General features: G+C 60.5%; 14 protein-coding genes. 5 read left to right on the top strand and 9 right to left on the bottom strand.

All coding sequences use genetic code 11. The features are described 5' to 3' along the window. The first annotated feature begins 17 nt into the window (after positions 1–17). Positions 18–869: an IS3 family transposase gene (locus DW754_RS05535; protein WP_199411445.1), complete on the top strand. Its 852-nt coding sequence runs from the start codon at positions 18–20 to the stop codon at positions 867–869. An 82-nt stretch (positions 870–951) separates the two neighbouring features. Here DW754_RS05535 and DW754_RS05540 read toward each other — a convergent pair whose 3' ends face one another. Both DW754_RS05540 and DW754_RS05545 read right to left on the bottom strand, forming a co-directional pair. Continuing rightward, positions 952–2112 (bottom strand): FprA family A-type flavoprotein, encoded by a 1161-nt coding sequence (locus DW754_RS05540; RefSeq protein WP_233508881.1) that lies wholly within the window; start codon positions 2110–2112, stop codon positions 952–954. 129 nt (positions 2113–2241) lie between these two features. Then, entirely contained in the window at positions 2242–3228 is a 987-nt protein-coding gene (locus DW754_RS05545; RefSeq protein ID WP_117758680.1) for a LacI family DNA-binding transcriptional regulator, read from the bottom strand. A 383-nt stretch (positions 3229–3611) separates the two neighbouring features. Here DW754_RS05545 and DW754_RS05550 point away from each other — a divergent pair, with 383 nt between their 5' ends. Next, entirely contained in the window at positions 3612–4817 is a 1206-nt protein-coding gene (locus DW754_RS05550; RefSeq protein WP_117758681.1) for a galactokinase family protein, read from the top strand. Next, positions 4808–6436, top strand: coding sequence for a UDP-glucose--hexose-1-phosphate uridylyltransferase (locus tag DW754_RS05555; RefSeq protein WP_233508882.1), 1629 nt, complete (start codon positions 4808–4810; stop codon positions 6434–6436). Before DW754_RS05550 ends, DW754_RS05555 begins: the two co-directional genes overlap by 10 nt. Before the next feature lie 319 nt (positions 6437–6755). On the opposite strand, the gene DW754_RS05560 is transcribed toward DW754_RS05555, so the two are convergent. From DW754_RS05560 to DW754_RS05590, 7 genes are all read right to left on the bottom strand, one after another. Next, a complete protein-coding gene (locus DW754_RS05560; protein ID WP_117758701.1) occupies positions 6756–7691 on the bottom strand; it encodes a hexose kinase in 936 nt (311 codons plus the stop codon). A gap of 53 nt (positions 7692–7744) precedes the next feature. Next, positions 7745–8626 carry an aldose 1-epimerase family protein gene (locus DW754_RS05565; protein ID WP_117758683.1) on the bottom strand — a complete coding sequence of 294 codons (882 nt, stop codon included), beginning with the start codon at positions 8624–8626 and terminating at the stop codon, positions 7745–7747. A gap of 374 nt (positions 8627–9000) precedes the next feature. Then, complete coding sequence (lacB, locus tag DW754_RS05570) at positions 9001–9525, bottom strand: galactose-6-phosphate isomerase subunit LacB (protein ID WP_117758684.1); 525 nt, start codon at positions 9523–9525, stop codon at positions 9001–9003. Positions 9526–9588: 63 nt separating this feature from the next. Beyond that, positions 9589–10017 (bottom strand): galactose-6-phosphate isomerase subunit LacA, encoded by a 429-nt coding sequence (gene lacA, locus DW754_RS05575; protein ID WP_006234830.1) that lies wholly within the window; start codon positions 10015–10017, stop codon positions 9589–9591. A 307-nt stretch (positions 10018–10324) separates the two neighbouring features. Continuing rightward, positions 10325–11338: a hypothetical protein gene (locus DW754_RS05580; protein ID WP_117758685.1), complete on the bottom strand. Its 1014-nt coding sequence runs from the start codon at positions 11336–11338 to the stop codon at positions 10325–10327. Positions 11339–11803: 465 nt separating this feature from the next. After that, complete coding sequence (locus DW754_RS05585) at positions 11804–12142, bottom strand: PTS lactose/cellobiose transporter subunit IIA (RefSeq protein WP_089572387.1); 339 nt, start codon at positions 12140–12142, stop codon at positions 11804–11806. Positions 12143–12356: 214 nt separating this feature from the next. Then, positions 12357–13361, bottom strand: coding sequence for a LacI family DNA-binding transcriptional regulator (locus DW754_RS05590; protein ID WP_117758686.1), 1005 nt, complete (start codon positions 13359–13361; stop codon positions 12357–12359). A gap of 358 nt (positions 13362–13719) precedes the next feature. Between DW754_RS05590 and DW754_RS05595 the strand changes: the two genes are divergently transcribed. Next, positions 13720–15495: a lactose/cellobiose PTS transporter subunit IIB gene (locus tag DW754_RS05595; protein WP_117758687.1), complete on the top strand. Its 1776-nt coding sequence runs from the start codon at positions 13720–13722 to the stop codon at positions 15493–15495. Between the two features lie 66 nt (positions 15496–15561). Then, positions 15562–17001, top strand: a complete 1440-nt coding sequence (gene lacG / locus DW754_RS05600; RefSeq protein WP_117758688.1) for a 6-phospho-beta-galactosidase — start codon at positions 15562–15564, stop codon at positions 16999–17001. Positions 17002–17075: the final 74 nt, after the last annotated feature.

Here is a 17075-nt window from a genome sequence, read left to right on the forward strand (position 1 = left end):
GGGCGGCGGCCGAGGCGGTGGGGGCGCTGAGGGCGGAGGGGCACTCCCTGCGCCACCTGCTGGAGTGCTCGGGGCTCAGGAGGTCGACCTACTACTACGCGCTGGCGCACCCGCGGAGGCCGACCAGGCCCGAGCTGCGCGACGCCGCGGCCGAGATATTCTCGCGCACCGCCAACGGCTGCGGGCACCGGCAGATAGCCATGTGCCTGCGCGCCGAGCTGGGCGCGGTCGTGGCCGACAAGACCGTGCTCAAGATGATGCGCGAGATGGGCATCCGGTGCGGGATACGCCGCCGGGGCTCCCGCAGCCGGTACAGCTCCTACAGGGGGCCCGTGGGGAGCACGTTCGAGAACGTCATCGCGAGGGACTTCGGCGCCGAGGGGCCGTGGCAGAAGCTCGGCACCGACGTCACCGAGTTCAAGGTCGCCGGCGCCAAGGCCTACTGGGCCCCGGTGCTCGACTTCTGCACGAAGGAGATCGTGGCGAGCGACATATCGACCTCGCCGGACCTCGCCCAGCAGCACAGGATGCTCGACCGGCTCCTCGAGGCCCTGCCCGACGGGGCGGCACCGACCATGCACTCGGACATGGGCTGGCAGTACCAGCACGAGTCCTACACCTCCAGGCTGGAGGGGGCGGGCATCACCCAGAGCATGTCGCGCAAGGGGAACTGCATCGACAACGCCGCCACCGAGCAGCTCTTCGGCCACGTGAAGGACGAGTTCTACCGCGGCAGGGAGTGGGGCAGCTTCGAGGACTTCAAGCGCGACCTGGAGGGGTACATAGTCCATTGGAACACGCGGCGCAGGCAGGTAAGATTGAAGGGCCTGACGCCGAAGGAGTTCCGGAGCCGGGCCCTTGCGGCGTAGTCGCTATTTATTCAGTCCAAGTTTCGGGGCGCAGTTCACAGGCACCTTTGTGGTGGTTTGAGCGTTAAACGTGAACGTATCGCTACTTGGAGAGCTCGTCAGCGAGGGCCTCGATCTGAGCGCGCGAGGCGTCGTTGAGCGAACCCAGGACGGTCACTTTGTTCTGCGTCAGGGTGATGTCCTTCATGCCCTCGAGCTCCTTGGTCATAACCTTAGCGGCGGCAGGTGCCCAGGAGCCGGCCTCGACAAGCGCCACGGTACGGTTCTGGTAGGCATGCTCGGCAAGCGTATGGATAAAGGTGCTCATGAACGGGAAGATCTCGCCCTGATAGGTGATGGAAGCGAGCACCAGACGGTCATAGCGGAACGCATCCTCAACGGCCTCGGCCATGTCGTCGCGAGCCAAGTCAAAAACGGAGACCTTCTGGCCGCGAGCCTCGAGCGCTGCGGCGAGCTCCTCGACGGCGGCCTTCAGGTGGCCGTAGACGCTCGCGTAGGCAATGGTGATGCCCTCGTCCTCGGGCTGATAGCTCGACCAGGTGTTGTAGGTGTCGAGGTAGTAGCCCAGGTTCTCGGTCAGCACAGGACCGTGGAGCGGGCAGATGACCTGGATGTCCAAATCGGCGGCCTTCTTGAGCACGGCCTGCACAAACTTGCCGAACTTGCCCACGATGCCAAAGTAGTAACGGCGCGCCTCGCAGGCCCACCCTTCCGGATCCTCGATGTCGTTGGCGCCAAACTTGCCAAAGCCGTCGGCACTAAAGAGCACCTTGTCGGTAGCCTCGTAGGAGAAGAGTACCTCGGGCCAGTGAACGTTGGGGGCGCCGACAAAGGTCAGGCTGTGGCCGCCCAGATCAAGCACGTCGCCCTCTTTGACAACCATCTTGCGCTCGGGGAAGTCGGTGCCAAAGTAGTTGACCATCATGCGGAAGGCGCCCATGCTTGCCACAATCTGCGCCTGGGGATAGCGCTCCATAAAGGCGGCGATGCCGGCGGAGTGATCGGGCTCCATGTGATGGATGACCAGGTAGTCGGGCGTGCGGCCGTCGAGTACGGTCTCGAGGTTGCCGAGCCACTCGTCGACAAATCCGCCATCGACCGAATCGGCGACAGCGATCTTCTCGCCCAAGATAACGTAGCTGTTGTATGCCATACCGTTCTCGGACACGTCGTACTGGCCCTCGAACAGGTCGATGTCGTGATCGTCAACGCCAATGTAGCGGATATCCTTGGTGATCTCCATCAGGCAAAGCCTCCTAGATAGACAAATGAACCCGTCTATCATAGCACTCGCCTTCATAGTCACGGCTATCTGCCGGCATCCTTACCGATTGTTATTGATATGCAACGCCGAGCCGTTGACCTGCGAAAACTATGCGCGCGGCGCTGCCGTGGTGTGTCGAACGATGAGCTGACCGGGAATACGAATGGCGACGGTTTTGTCCGATGCCCCCGCCTTGGGAACTGCGCGCTCGAACACCTCGCGCCCGCGCTGATGCAGATCGAATCGAACGGTCGTGAGCTCGTTATGTGCGACAAAGTCGTCGAGCGAGTCATCGACGCCCACCACGCTCACGTCCTCGGGCACGCGCAAGCCGCTATCGCGCAGCGCGGCAATGGCGCCGTTTGCCATCTGGTCGTTTGCCGCGTAAATCGCCGTCATGGTGCGGTCGTGCTCAGCCAAGTACCGAGCGGCCTCGTAACCGCTGTTAGCAGACCAGTCGCCCTCGAGCGGCTCTGCCGGCTCGATGTGTTTACGCTCGAGCGCATCCTGCCAACCGGCGCGACGAAATTGCTCGTCGACCGAGAAGGACGGGCCGCCAATATAGCGAATCTGCTCGTGCCCCAGCCCAAACAGGTGATCCATAAGCAATAGCGAGCAGCCGTAATGATCGGAGTCGACCGTGGTCACCCGCGGGTGCGCGTACATGGTAACGATGACCGTGCCAATGCCCGGCAGTGGATCAAACGTCTCAAAATCGGGCGCCATACGGCTCATGCCGATGATGATGCCGTCCACGGGCAGCGCGGCCATACGACGCGTTGCCTCGGCAAGCGAAAACTCCTCGGTCTTGGACATCTCGACCAGCGTGATGGCGCAATTATGCTCGCGAGCAGCGCTGGCGATGCCGTCGATCATTGAGAGGTTGCCAAACTTGGTGACATCGTTGACGCACAGACCGACCGAATGGTAGCGGCCGTCGCGCAGCGAGCGACCGGCATAACTCGGACGAAAGCCGAGCTCTTGCATAGCGGCTTGCACGCGCTGGCGCGTCTGTTCGTTAACGTTGGGCAAGCCGTTGGCGACGCGCGAAACCGTCTGCTGCGAAACGCCAGCAGCGCGGGCGACGTCGGCCATGGAGACCGGACGCGTACCTGTATCGTTGGACGGGCGCCTTGCCACAGGATCACCTTCACCCTTGCGAGATCTGAATAGCGTGAATGCCGGCCCGGGCAGAAACACACCCCGCGCCGAGGCCCGCTATCGTCGGACGCATGTTAACGTACTCTACTTTTTCAATCCGCAACTCTTCTGCTCTATAAGTCCATACGGCAATACCGTTCACGGCTGAATTTCTACCGATTACCAGATTCTCAAAAAGTGATAAGTGTTGTGTTATGAGTACGTTAACATAGCCCATAACGTGCGGCATCGTAGATGCTGAGTTTATGCTGCTTCAGATTGTTAACGTACTCACTACGACGGAAAACTCGTCAGTATGCGCCAAGGAAAGGACCCTCATGACCACCCCCGACGAAAAGACACTCGCCACGCTCACCAAGCTGTTTGAGGAGGAGTTTGGCCCCATCGGCGATCGCCAGGTGCTCTATGTGCACGCGCCCGGGCGCTCCGAGATCAGCGGCAACCACACCGATCACGAGGGCGGTCACGTTATCGCCGGCTCGCTCGATGTCGCCGTCGACGGCATCGCCGTGGCAACCGATTCCAACAAGGTCCGCGTCGCCGACGAGGGCTACCCCACGTTTGAGATTACCCTCGACACGCTGGATATTCAAGAGTCCGAGAAAGGCACGTCCGCAAGCCTCGTGCGTGGTATGGCCCACGAGGTCGCAGCGCTTGGTGTTGAGCCCCAAGGCTTCGACTTCGCCTTCACCTGCTCCGTTCCCTCGGGCGGCGGCCTTTCCAGCTCCGCTGCCGTCGAGGCCGCATACGGTCGTGCCATGGAAACCCTCTGGGGCGCGCCCGCCATTGAGCCCGTCGCGCTTGCGCAGATGAGCCAGCGCACCGAGAACAACTACTACGGCAAGCCCTGCGGTCTGATGGACCAGGCCGCTGTGTGCCTGGGCGGCCTTGCCTACATGGACTTTGAGGACCAGGCCCAGCCTAAGACCCAAAAGCTCGAGCTCAACTTTGAGGATCACGGTTATGCGCTTGTGCTCGTTAAGGTTGGCGCCGACCATGTGGCAGCTACCGACGACTACGCCGCCGTTCCGCGCGAGATGCAGGACGTCGCCGCCGAGTTTGGCAAGGCACGCCTGTGCGAGGTCGACGTTGCCGACTTTGACGCTAAACTCCCCGAGCTGCGCGCCAAGCTGGGCGACCGCGCCTGCCTGCGCGCCGTTCACTACTGGTACGAGAACGGCCTGGTCGACAAGCGCTGGGCAGCGCTCAACGCCGGCGACATTGACCAGTTCCTGGTCCTGACGCGCGAGTCCGGCGCCAGCTCTGCCATGTACCTGCAGAATGTTGTTGCCAAGCTGGGTTCCGAGCAGCCTTCCATGTATGCCCTGGCGCTGGCCGAGCACGTGCTCGACGGCCGCGGCGCCGTCCGTATCCACGGTGGCGGCTTTGGTGGCACCATCCAGGCCTTCGTGCCGCTCGATCTGGTCGACACCTTCATTGCCAAGATGAACGGCTGGCTGGGCGAGGGCTCTGCCCGCCACTACGCTATCTCTGACAAGGGGGCTTACGCGGCATGGCTGTAATGACTGACGTGCGCGAGGCCGCGCAGAGCCTGATCGAGTACGCCATCCACCGATCGATGATCGGCCAGGACGATCGCATCTGGGCATACAACACCATTTTGGAGTGCATCGGCGCCACGGGCCCCGCACTCGACATGGCTTGGGCACTCAAGACCGAGAAGATTTCGCTCTTGCACCCCGATACCCTGCCCGACTTTAATCTAGAGGGCACGCTCGCCGCGCTTGCCGAGGCCGCCGTTGCCAACGGTGCTGCCGAGGACACGGCATCGGGGCGCGACCGCATCGCCATGCGCATCATGGGTATGCTCATGCCGAGGCCTTCGGTTGTAAACGAGGAGTTCAACGGCCGTATGGGCGTCAACGAGCCCCGCGCCGCGACCGACTGGTTCTACGGCCTGTGCTGCGACGCCGGCTATGTGCGACGCGCCGCCATCGCACGCAACATCAAATGGAGCACCCCCACCAACTTGGGTGACCTGGAAATCACCATCAACCTGTCCAAGCCTGAGAAGGACCCGCGCGATATCGCCGCGGCAGGTGCAGCCAAGAACACGGGCGAAAAGTATCCCGCCTGCCAGCTCTGCATCGAAAACGAGGGCTATCCCGGACGCTCCGCCGCAGCCGACGGCGGCGCTCACCCCGCCCGCCAGAATCTGCGCGTTATCCCCATCTCGCTCAACGGCGAGCGCTGGGGCTTCCAGTACAGCCCGTACGCGTACTTTAACGAGCACTGCATTGCCATGAGCTCCGAGCATCGTCCGATGCACGTCGACCGCAAGGGCCTGACCTGCCTGCTCGACTTTGTGGACCTGTTCCCGCATTACTTCATCGGCTCTAACGCCGACCTGCCCATCGTAGGCGGCTCAATTCTGTCGCACGACCACTTCCAGGGTGGCGCGCACGAGTTCCCCATGATGCATGCCGCCGAGGTCTCGCAGTTTAGCGTGCCCGGATTTGACCAGGTCACCGGCACCGTGCTGCAGTGGCCGCTCTCGGTGCTGCGCCTGCGCTCGCATGACCGCGCTCAGCTGCTCGACGCTGCCGAGAAGATTATCCTCGCCTGGCGCGAGTGGACCGATGAGTCTGTAGGCGTCATCGCGCACACAGCCGACGGCGTGGCCCACAACACCGTGACGCCCGTCATCCGCCGCGTCGACTCCCGCGGCAATGCCGGCGGCGGGATTTACGAGGCCTACCTGGCGCTTCGCTGCAACATCACGACCGACGAGCATCCGCTGGGCGTGTTCCATCCGCATGCCGAGTACCACCATATTAAAAAGGAGAACATCGGCCTGATCGAGGTTATGGGTCTCGCCATTCTTCCGCCGCGCCTGGTTCCCGAGCTCGGCGCTGTCCGCGAGCACCTGCTGGCGGCCAAGGCCGATGCCAGCTACGATCTCGCCGGCTCGCTCGAGGGCGATGGTCTTTGCCGCAGCCACGCCGCATGGGCCGAGGACGTTTTTGCCCGCCGCGCCGACGAGCTTACGGCCGACAACGCCATCGATATCCTGCACGAGGAGGTCGGCGTGGTGTTTGGCCACGTACTCGACAACGCCGGCGTCTTTAAGTGGGACGAAGCCGGCCGCGCCGCCCAGCAGCGCTTTATCGACTCGCTGTAGCATACGAGTTCGAGCCTCATCAGCGGCCACGACACAACCGCCCACACGACAACGGCGCCCGCCGGCAACATCGCCGACGGGCGCCGTTTTTGCGTGTAGTCATTGGGGACGTTCTTAAACGACCAGTCATTAAAGAGCGTCCCCAATGACTACGTCGATGTTTTGGCAACGACAGCGAAAACCCGCCAGAGCGAGCAAGGTGCCTTGAAACGAGGCGGCATTGACCTTCTGGTCATGCCGCCGAAGTTGAAAGGCAGATTGCCGCTCTGGCGGGTTTGCAGCGTCTGCTGGTTACGCGGTTTGGTAAAACCGCGTAACTCTACAGTTCAGTCACGACAACGTTGTTGAAGATTTCATCCCAGCGGTCCATGACCAGGTGGCCGGTCTTGGGATCCATGGCGTTGAGCTTGCCGCAGGTATTGGCGGTCTTGAGCACCGTGACATCGTCGGCACCAGCAGCAATGGCATGCGCAAAGCCAGCGATGGTCGAGTCGCCGGAACCCGTCGCGTTCACAGCCGCAATCGCGGGCGTCTTGGCGCGGAACGCGCGACCTTCATGGAAGCCTACCGAACCGGCAGCGCCCATCGAAACGACAACCCAGGGAATACCGGCAAAACGGTCATCGGCGGCAAGCGCCTCGCGCAGGGCATCGACATCATCGGTCGTAAAGGACGTACCCAGCAGGCCGTTAATCTCGGTCAGGTTGGGCTTTACGAGCTCGGGCTTAGCGTCGGACTCCAGCGCTGCCTCCAGCGATGCACCCGAGGTGTCGAGCAGCACCTTGGCGCCCGCCTCCTCGGCGATCTTGACGAGCTCGGCATAGTAGCCGGCATCGACGCCACGCGGCAGCGAGCCCGAAAGCGTCACAACGTCCGCCTTCGCCGCAAGCTCGGCGAACTTGGCCGTAAAGGCCTCGAGCTCGGCCGGGGCGATTTGCGGGCCGCTCTCCAGCAGCTCGGTCTGATTACCCTCGTGCAGGATATTCAGGCAGATGCGCGTCTCACCGGCGATGCGCACAAAGTCGTTCTTGACGCCGTCGGCATCCATAAGCTCGGCCATATAGGCACCCATGTGGCCGCCGAGCAGACCGGTCGCGAGCACATCGTCGCCCAACTGCAGCAGCACACGGCTCACGTTGAGGCCCTTGCCGCCAGCGGTCTTTTCGGGCGTCACACGGTTAACATCGTCGATGACCAGCTTGTCGAGCTGATAGCGCGTATCAATCGACGGGTTCATGGTAACGGTCAGAATCATATTGAACTCCTGTTCCGGGGCGGCACGACCCACCCCAAACATACGATAGCTCGTTAAAGGATCTCGATCTCAAAGCCGCGGGTGACGGTCTCCCCCGGCTTGGCAACCAGGCAGCCACGCTTGTGCTCCAGAATATCGTCCTCGTCGGAGCAGGTGGACAGGCCGCCCCACGGTTCCACGGCCACAAAGTCGCCCTCGGGCTTGCTCCACACAATCAGGTACGGCATATCCTGGAACGTCAGGCGCACGCCCTTGTCCTCGGTTTTCTTGGTCAGCGTAACCACGCGGCTCTCGAGCACGTCGAAGATGGTCTCCGCGAAGTCGAAGAGTTCGTGGGTCAGCGGCAGGTTCTGGTCGATCATGGGGTTCTTGCTGCGATGCTCAACATCAATCAAGCCCGTCGAGGGAACGGCAGTACAGAGCTCGGCGGCCTCACGCTGCTCAAAACGGAGCTCGTAATCGTCATAGGACTCGCCCTCGTCGAGCGGGCACTTAAAGCCGGGGTGACCACCCACAAAGAATGGCATATCCTCGGTGCCCTCATTGGTCACCTCGTACGACACGGCCACCTTTTCCGAATCGATCGTGTAGCGAGCAACGATCTTAAACGGATACGGGTACTGCTCAAGCAACTCGGCATGGTCGGCAGAGCTTAGGCTCAGCGCAACCATGTTGTCGCTCTGCTCCTCGAGCTTCCACTCCTGCTTGCGGGCAAAGCCGTGGCGGGCAAGCTTGACCTCGCGGCCACCCATGGTCATCGCGCGGCCATCACGAAGGCCGCCGCAAATCGGAAAGCAAATGGGTGCCTGGCCCGACCACACCGCCGGATCGCCCTGCCACAGATACTCACGACCGTTGGCCGCAATAGAAGTGAACGACCCGCCCGCCGTGCTCAACGCCACACGAATAGAACCGTTATCAAGAACAAACTCCATAGGAGCCTTCCCTTTCTTACGACAGCCCGCCAAGTCAATAGGGCTGATAGAAAACCGGCCCGCGCCCCCTCACAGAAACGCGAGCCGTCAATTAAAAAGCTGCAGAATACCGTGTACCGCCAAGAGCGAAGCACTCAAGCCAAGCAAGCAAACGTGTTATCGGAGCAGCTAGCCGTACCAGAACGCTTCGCAACAACAGCGGTAACCCCACAGGTCACTCAGACATCAGCGAGAAGCCAGCTGGCGAGGCAAGGTGCCGTGAAGCGAGACGGCATTGACCTTCTGGTCATGCCGTCGAAGCTGAGCGGCAGATTGCCCGCCAGATGGCTTCGCAGCGTCAACCGGTCCGGCGTTTGTTAAAACGCCGGAACCCCTTAGTCGTGGTATTCGCCGCGGTCCCACTTCTCGAGGAACTCGTCAAAGAAGTGCGGGTCAGCCTGAGCCACGGCGTCGGCCTTATTGCAGGCATCGATCTTGGCGATCAGGGCATCGTGCTCGGGGGTCTTCTCGTAGGGCTCCTCCAGGAAGGCAAGCATGATATCGGCCATCAGGAACTCGCCGGTGATCTTGCCGCCAAAGCCCACGATGTTGGCGTTGAGCTCGCGACGGGCATACAGGGCAGAGGTCATGTCGCGAACCAGGGCGCAGCGGGCGCCGGGAACCTTGTTGACGGCGTTGGTGATGCCGATGCCGGTGCCGCACAGGGCCACGCCAAAGTCGGCCTTGCCGCTGGCGACAGCCTCGCCCACGGCCTTACCGTAGATGGGATAGTGCGTACGGGTGTGGCTGTAGGTGCCGCAGTCGAGCACCTTGTAGCCAGCCTGCTCCAGGCGGTCGGCCAGATAGATCTTCTCGTCCGTAACGATATGGTCGCAACCGATTGCGATGGTCTTCTTCATCAGAACGTCCTTTCGTCTGAATTCACAAGTTGAGGTAGAAGTTCGAGTTCTCGGTGGCTCTCGTTAGGCCATCTTGTTGAGCATGTCGACACGGATCTGGTGACGGCCGCCGGCGTACTGGGCGCGCAGGAACTCGCGGGCGATCTTCTTGGCGACCTCGGTGCCCACAACGCCCGGGCCCATGGTGACCATGCGCGAACCGTTGTGCTCGCGGGTCATGTAAGCGGAACGCTCGTCGGAAATGTTGGCGACGACCATGCCCTTGATCTTGACGGCGGCCATATAGGAGCCGACGCCGTACTTATCGAATGCGAAGCCCTGGGAATCCTTGTGCTCCAGCAGGTCCTTGGCAACGGCGGTCGCGGAATCGACAAAGTCCGCGGCAGGGGTCTCGGAATAGTCGACGACCTCGTGACCGTCGGCGATGAGCATCTCCTTGATGGACTCCTTCATCGACATACCGTCGGCATCGGAAGCGATTACAACCCTCATGACATCCTCCTTGAGAGATACGCAGGTGCGTAGTTTCTGTTTGGAAGTGTTGAATCGCGTTCAGGTCCGGGCATCTGAATGTGCGGTTCTTCACTGTTCATGTTTATTTGAACACATTCGAACAGCGACTGCAACCATTATTTGTTTATCTTTGTTCTTTTTTGAACAAATACCGTTCGCGGTTGATTGGCGACCGTTTGAGCCCGGCGCAGACGTAGCGACCATGTGTTCAGCAAACAAAAGGGCGGCCGAGAACGTGTCTCGGCCGCCCTTCTTACGGTTGATCTTCCAAAGTTCGCTTTGCCGCCTACTCAGACTGCCCACTCTTCTTGGCATGTTTGGACGGAGCGCTCAGAAAACGGCCCGTCAAATAGTTCGCCGGGCCAGAGATATCGATCCCCAGTAGCGTGTGTCCCAGCCACAGAAACGCCGCGAGCACCAGCAGCGGGATAACGCACGAGGTCACGATCATCACGATGACGCCTTCGATGAGGTCGGTCACCTGCTGCACGATCTTGTCGGTCATCTGCTTGGCACCGCTGGTCACCGACGTGACCAAGCTCGAGGCCCCGTCAGTCAACTGCTCGAGCACGTTTTTGGACTCTGTAGACTCGGTCTTTTTCTTGCTTGCTTTGGAGCTGTCGCTATCTGCCGCACTCGCAGCGTCGGCCGCCTTTTGCTCGGCCTGTTCAATGCTGACGCGATATGTCTCGTCGACCTTTTGCGATACCCACACGCTTGCAGGCACCAACGCCATGCCGATCATGGCGACTACCAGCACGCGGGTCGCCACGCGGCGCAGGACGGCACTCGTGCTCCAGCGCCCGTGAATGCCAAGCGACACCGCAAAGAGCGCCAACGCAAACGGGATTAAGATGCCCAAGCCAACCGACCACAAAATCGTGAGCAAGTATTTCTCTAGGTATAGCACGGCAAGCACGATACCAAGGTTGCCTGAAAGCTGTGCGAGCTGCTCAGCGACCGGCGTACCCGTATCACCCGGCAGCGCGGTAATGCCCGCAGACAGCGCCACGCACGAGGCCGTGAGCGCCAGTACGTTACCTTTCTTTTGGTCGATAACCTCGATGGTGGAGTCCCAAGTCTTGGTATCGGCAAAATGCGGACGAGCCACAAATCCCGACAGCAACGCCAGCACCACGAGCGCAACGATAAAGCCAATCTGCAGCTTTTTGTTTGCGCACACGACATCGGACAGGCTGGGCTGCAGCTCGGTTACCGTCGTGTACTCGGTTATCTGGACAGGACGCCCATGAGCCATCTCGTGCGCGTCTCTCTTTTGAATCGATCCGTTGTCCGGCATTTGGATACCTCCTCAGTCCGGTCTGTATTGCGGATGGAAGTATACCCACCCAGCAAAAAACCGAACGGGAGGGCGTGCAGAAGCTCCATAACGCTGCTAGTCGAATAGTGCCATTTCAAAACTATGCCGGTTTACTACGATAAAACCGATAGGACCGACCACATTTGCTATTAGCAGAAAATGACAAGCTTTCTACCTGCGGCTTTGATAACGCTGTTCTTTCCATAGTTGAAAGAATGCGATTCATCGTAGTAAACCGGCATAGTTTTGTAACCGACAGACCGAGTCGGCACCGCAGCAAACCTAATGACCCGGTTTCTTCCATCCTCAAAGGATCGAATGCATGGCAGGAGTGTCCCAAACTGCCGGCAGATAAGGAACGTCCCCAAGTGCCGGGTAAACAGAAAAAGCCCTGCCGCGGGTAGCGGCAGAGCTTTTGGAAGGGGACTTGGTTGTGAGAGCTCGTTAGGCGAGCTTAGCCTCGAGTGCGGCGATGCGCTTATAGGCATCGATGGTAAAGCGGGTCTGCTTCTCCAGGATCATGGTGGTCATGAGAGTATCCTGAGCGTGAGCCATGATGAAGGTCATCTCCATCTCGCCGCCGCCGGCCTCCTGCGAAAGCAGCTTGGTCTGCGTGTCGTGGGCGCCGATAAGTGCATCGCTGGCATCCTTGTGCAGCTGCTCGGCCTTCTCAAAATCACCCTCGCGAGCAGCATCGAGCGCTGCAAGCAGATCGGTCTGGGCGTCGCCCGCGTATGCGACAATCTCGAATCCAACCATCGAGATTTCTTCTTTGGTTGCCATATTGCGTTCCTTTCACATATGAACCAACGGAGAGCATCGCGTCCGGGCATACGCGCTGCGCTGTGTATGGCAGGAACATTAACATTCAAACAAAAAAGAACAGCGCAAAACGTAATTTCGAGCTATGAACGGTTGCTTTTCACCCGTGAACGGTTTTTAAACCAATCTGAACATTCTCGAACACAATTAGCGGCAACCCAAACAGGTCCGCACCCTAGCGTACATCGCGCACCGTATCGCCCGCTACGAGCACGCCGGGGATCAGCATGTGTTCCACGCCAGGCGCAACGCCCTCGGCGCCGGCGATCTTGTCGACCGCCCACATGCCGACACGCTTGTTATCAAAGCGCACCGTGGTCAGGCGAAGATCGGGCACGATGTCGCCCAAACTATCGTCAACACCCACCACGCTTACGTCCTGGGGCACGTGCTTCCCGCGCGACTCGAGCCCGCGAATGCAGCCGTAGGCCATGGCGTCGTTGGAGGCATAGATGGCCGTACAGGTCGGATCGTCTGCCAGAGCCTGACCGGCAGCATAGCCGCTCTGCGCCGTCCAATCGCCACGAATGAATCGCGGCGGCTCAATACCATGCGCGCGCAGCGTCTCGCGCCAGCCCTCCTCGCGCTGCATGCCCGAAAGCGAGCGCTCGGGGCACGAGATAAAGTGCACAGTCTTGTGCCCCTGCCCCAGCAAGTACTCGACAACCTGGCGCGAGCAATCGAACTGGTCGTTATCGACCGTCGAGCACAGCGGGTGCTCCAGCATGGTAACGAGCACCGTCTGCATACCGGGCAGCGGCTCAAAGGTGCCAAAGTCCGCCGGCATGCGGTTCATAATCACAACCATGCCGTCCACCGGCAGTGCGCTCATGCGCGACGATGCGCTCTCGAGGGTATACGGATGCCCGTCTACTTTAGTGAGGGTGATGGCATAGCCATGTTTGTCGGCCGCGGCGGCAAAGCCCTCCATGCGGTCGAGGTTGCCGGTGCCGGTAATGTTGAACATGGCGACGCCGACGGTCTTAAACTTGCCGCGGCGCAGCGATCGACCGGCAAAATTGGGGCGATACCCCAGCTCGCGCATGGCGGCACGCACGCGCTCCTTGGTCTCGGGGCGCACGCTGGGCGAATCGTGCACCGTACGCGAGACTGTCTGCTCCGAGACGCCCGCGAGACGCGCCACGTCCTTAACGGAAACCGATTTTTTAACAGCGGCCATAGGTCGATCTTTCTATGTCAACGATGCCATTGGTGGCACCCTACGCAGTCACATGAAACGTCTTTAAGTATATCTAACGCCTCCTCCGCCATACGCTCACCACCCAAAACCTACCGTTCACCGACATTTTTGCTTCCCCGAACGGCTTTTGTAGTCCAAATGTTAACGTTGCCATTGTGCAAACACAGAGCCACCGGGCGGCTCAAACGTTTACGCATAAGGAATCGACGGTTCGCAGGCACAGGAACCATCAGTTCGCGTCTTTTTTTTGTGTCGCAAAATGGCAACGTCAACATTTTGGCAACCGAACGCCAAAAGTTACCATCGTTGCTAACCCACCGACTCTTAGGAGCATTGCATGGAGCAACTCATCGCCATCATCGAAAAGGGCCAACCCTTTTTCAACGCGATCGCCCGCAACAAGTACCTCAAGGCGATCCGCGACGGCTTTATCTCCGTCATCCCCATCATCATCTTCTCGTCCATCTTCTGCCTGGTAGCCTCGGTCCCCAACATCTGGGGTTTCTACTGGCCCGATGACATCAACAACGCCCTGTGGAAGTGCTACAACTACTCCATGGGCATCCTGGCCATCGCCTGCGCCGCCACCACGGCCAAGCACTTCGCCGACGCCCAGAACCGTGATCTGCCCAAGAACAACCAGATCAACTTCATCTCGTGCATGTGCGCGGCCATCATCGGCTTCTTGCTCCTTTCGAGCGACACGATCGCCACGGACGCCGCCAGCGGCTTCAACACCACCTACCTTGGTTCCAAGGGCCTGCTGACTGCTTTCATCGCTGCGTTTGTGACTGGCATCATCTACAAGTTCTTTATCAAGCGCAACATCACCGTCAAGATGCCCGAGCAGGTTCCGCCCAACATTTCGCAGACCTTTAAGGACATCATCCCCTTCTCCGTCTGCATCACCGTCTTTTGGGTCTTTGACATCGTCTTCCGCGCTGCCTTTGGCTTCTGCTTTGCCCAGGGCGTCATCCAGGTGTTCCAGCCCCTGTTCACCGCCGCCGACGGCTACATCGGCCTCGCTGTGATCTACGGTGCCATGAGCCTCTTCTGGTTCGTCGGCGTCCACGGCCCCTCGATCGTCGAGCCCGCCATCGCCGCCGCTCTCGTTGCCAACATGACCGACAACCTGGCTGCGTTCCAGGCCGGCCAGCACGCTTCCGCTGTCCTGACCCAGGGTGCCCAGTACTTCGTCGTCTGCATGGGCGGCACCGGTGCCACGCTCGTCCTGGTCTTTATGTTCTGCTTCCTGGCCAAGTCTCAGGAGATGCGCGCCGTCGGTAAGGCCGCCATCGTCCCGGTCTGCTTTGCTGTCAACGAGCCGCTGCTGTTCGCCGCGCCTATCGTGCTCAACCCCGTCTTCTTTGTCCCGTTTGTTTTTGCCCCGATCGCCAACATCTGGATCCTCAAGATCTTTATCGACTTCTTGGGCATGAACGGCTTTATGTACACCCTGCCCTGGACCGTTCCCGGCCCCATCGGCACCATCATGGGCTTGGGCTTCCAGCCGCTCGCCTTTGTGATGCTCGCCCTCATCCTGGTCGTCGACTTCGTCCTGTACTACCCGTTCTTCCGTGCCTATGACGCCCAGAAGTGCGCCGAGGAGGCCGAGATCTCCCAGGAGGAGCTCACCGCCAAGAACGCCGAGAAGGCCGCCAAGCTCAACGACGCCTTCCAGGGCAAGGCCGATGCCAAGAGCGTTGCCGCCGGCGCCGCAGCCGAGGCCGTGAAGGCCGACGCCCCTGCCGCTTCTGCAGCACCCGCTGCCGAGGCAACGACCGCCAGCGACCTCAACGGCAAGCGCGTGCTCGTGCTCTGCCAGGGTGGCGGAACCTCGGGTCTGCTCGCCAACGCGCTGGCCAAGGCTGCCAAGGAGCGCGGCATCAATCTGGAGACCGCTGCCGAAGCCTATGGCAACCACGTCGACATGCTCCCCGACTTTGACCTGGTCGTCCTGGCCCCGCAGGCAGCCAGCTACCTGGCCGACCTGCAGAAAGACTGCGAGCGTGTGGGCAACAAGTGCGTCGCCTGCCGTGGCAAGCAGTACATCGAGCTCTCCCAGAACGGCGACAAGTCTCTCGCCTTCGTCTCCGAGCAACTATCGAAGTAAGTAACGCCCAGGGCCAGCCGACCATCAACAGCCGGTTGGCCCTTCGATTTAGACGATTGGATCATCATGTCCGTTAATCCTGCTAGCGTCACCAATCCGCCTGCGCAGTTTCCCGAGGACTTTGTCTTTGGCGGCGCCACTGCTGCCTACCAGGTAGAGGGCGAGACCCGCACTCACGGTAAGGGCAAGGTTGCCTGGGACGACTTTCTGGAAGCCCAAGGCCGTTTCTCCCCCGATCCCGCTTCGGACTTCTACAACCAGTACCCCGTCGACCTGGAGCTGTGCGAGGAGTTTGGCATCAACGGCATTCGCCTCTCCATTGCCTGGAGCCGCATCTTCCCCAACGGCACCGGCGAGATCAACCCCGAGGGTGTCCAGTTCTACCACGACCTTTTCGCCGAGTGCCACAAGCACCACGTTGAGCCGTTTGTCACGCTGCATCACTTTGATACGCCGCTTCCCCTCTTTGAGAAGGGCGATTTCCTCAACCGCGAGACCATCGACGCCTTTGTGGACTTTGCCACCTTCTGCTTTAAGGAGTACGCCGACCAGGTGACCTATTGGTTCACCTTTAACGAGATCTGGGCGGACGCCTCCAACACCTACATCGAGGGCACCTTCCCCGGCGGCGTCAAGGCGCATCTGGCCGAGGCCTTCCAGTGCGAGCACAACATGATGCTCGCCCACGCCAAGGCCGTGCTGGCCTTCCACAACGGCGGCTTTAAGGGCAAGATCGGCGTCATCCAGTCGCTGGAGTTCAAGTACCCGCTCAACGAGAACGACCCCGCCGACATCAAAGCCGCCAACAACGAGCACGTGCTGCAAAACCAGTTTTTGCTCGACGCTACCTTCCGCGGCGACTACGCGCCCGACACCCTCGAGTGCGCCAACCGCTTGGCCGCCATCTCGGGCGGCACCATCGAGATCCTGGACGAGGACCTCGAGATTATGCGCGAAGCAGCGCTCTACAACGACTACTTGGGCGTTAACAACTACCAGTGCCGCTTCCTCAAGGCTTACGATGGCGAGAACGACCTGCACCACAACGGTACGGGCGAGAAGGGCACCGGCCGCTGGCGCGTTAAGGGTATTGGCGAGCATGTGAACAAGCCCGGCATCCCCACCACCGACTGGGACTGGATCATCTATCCCGAGGGCCTGTTCGATCTGCTCGTCTACATTAAGCAGCGCTACCCCAACTACAAGCAGATCTTCATCACCGAGAACGGCATGGGCTACAAGGACCCCTACAAGGACGGTTTTGTGGACGACCAGCCGCGCATCGACTACATCGAGCAGCACTTGCGCTGGCTGCTCAAGGCCATGGAGGTGGGCGTCAACGTGGGCGGCTACTTCCTGTGGAGCCTGCAGGATCAGTTCTCCTGGACCAACGGCTACAACAAGCGCTACGGCTTCTTCTACGTGGACTTTGAGACCCAAAAGCGCACGCCCAAGGCAAGCGCCTACTGGTACAAGCACGTGGCGCAGACCCGTCGTCTGGACTAGCGACTTGCGACTAGCGAGATGCCCCGCTCACATAACTTGTCCCCATTTCTCAGCCGGGGGCGGCACGTCACACG

This window comes from Collinsella sp. AM29-10AC (genome assembly GCF_003469085.1).
GTDB lineage: Bacteria > Actinomycetota > Coriobacteriia > Coriobacteriales > Coriobacteriaceae > Collinsella.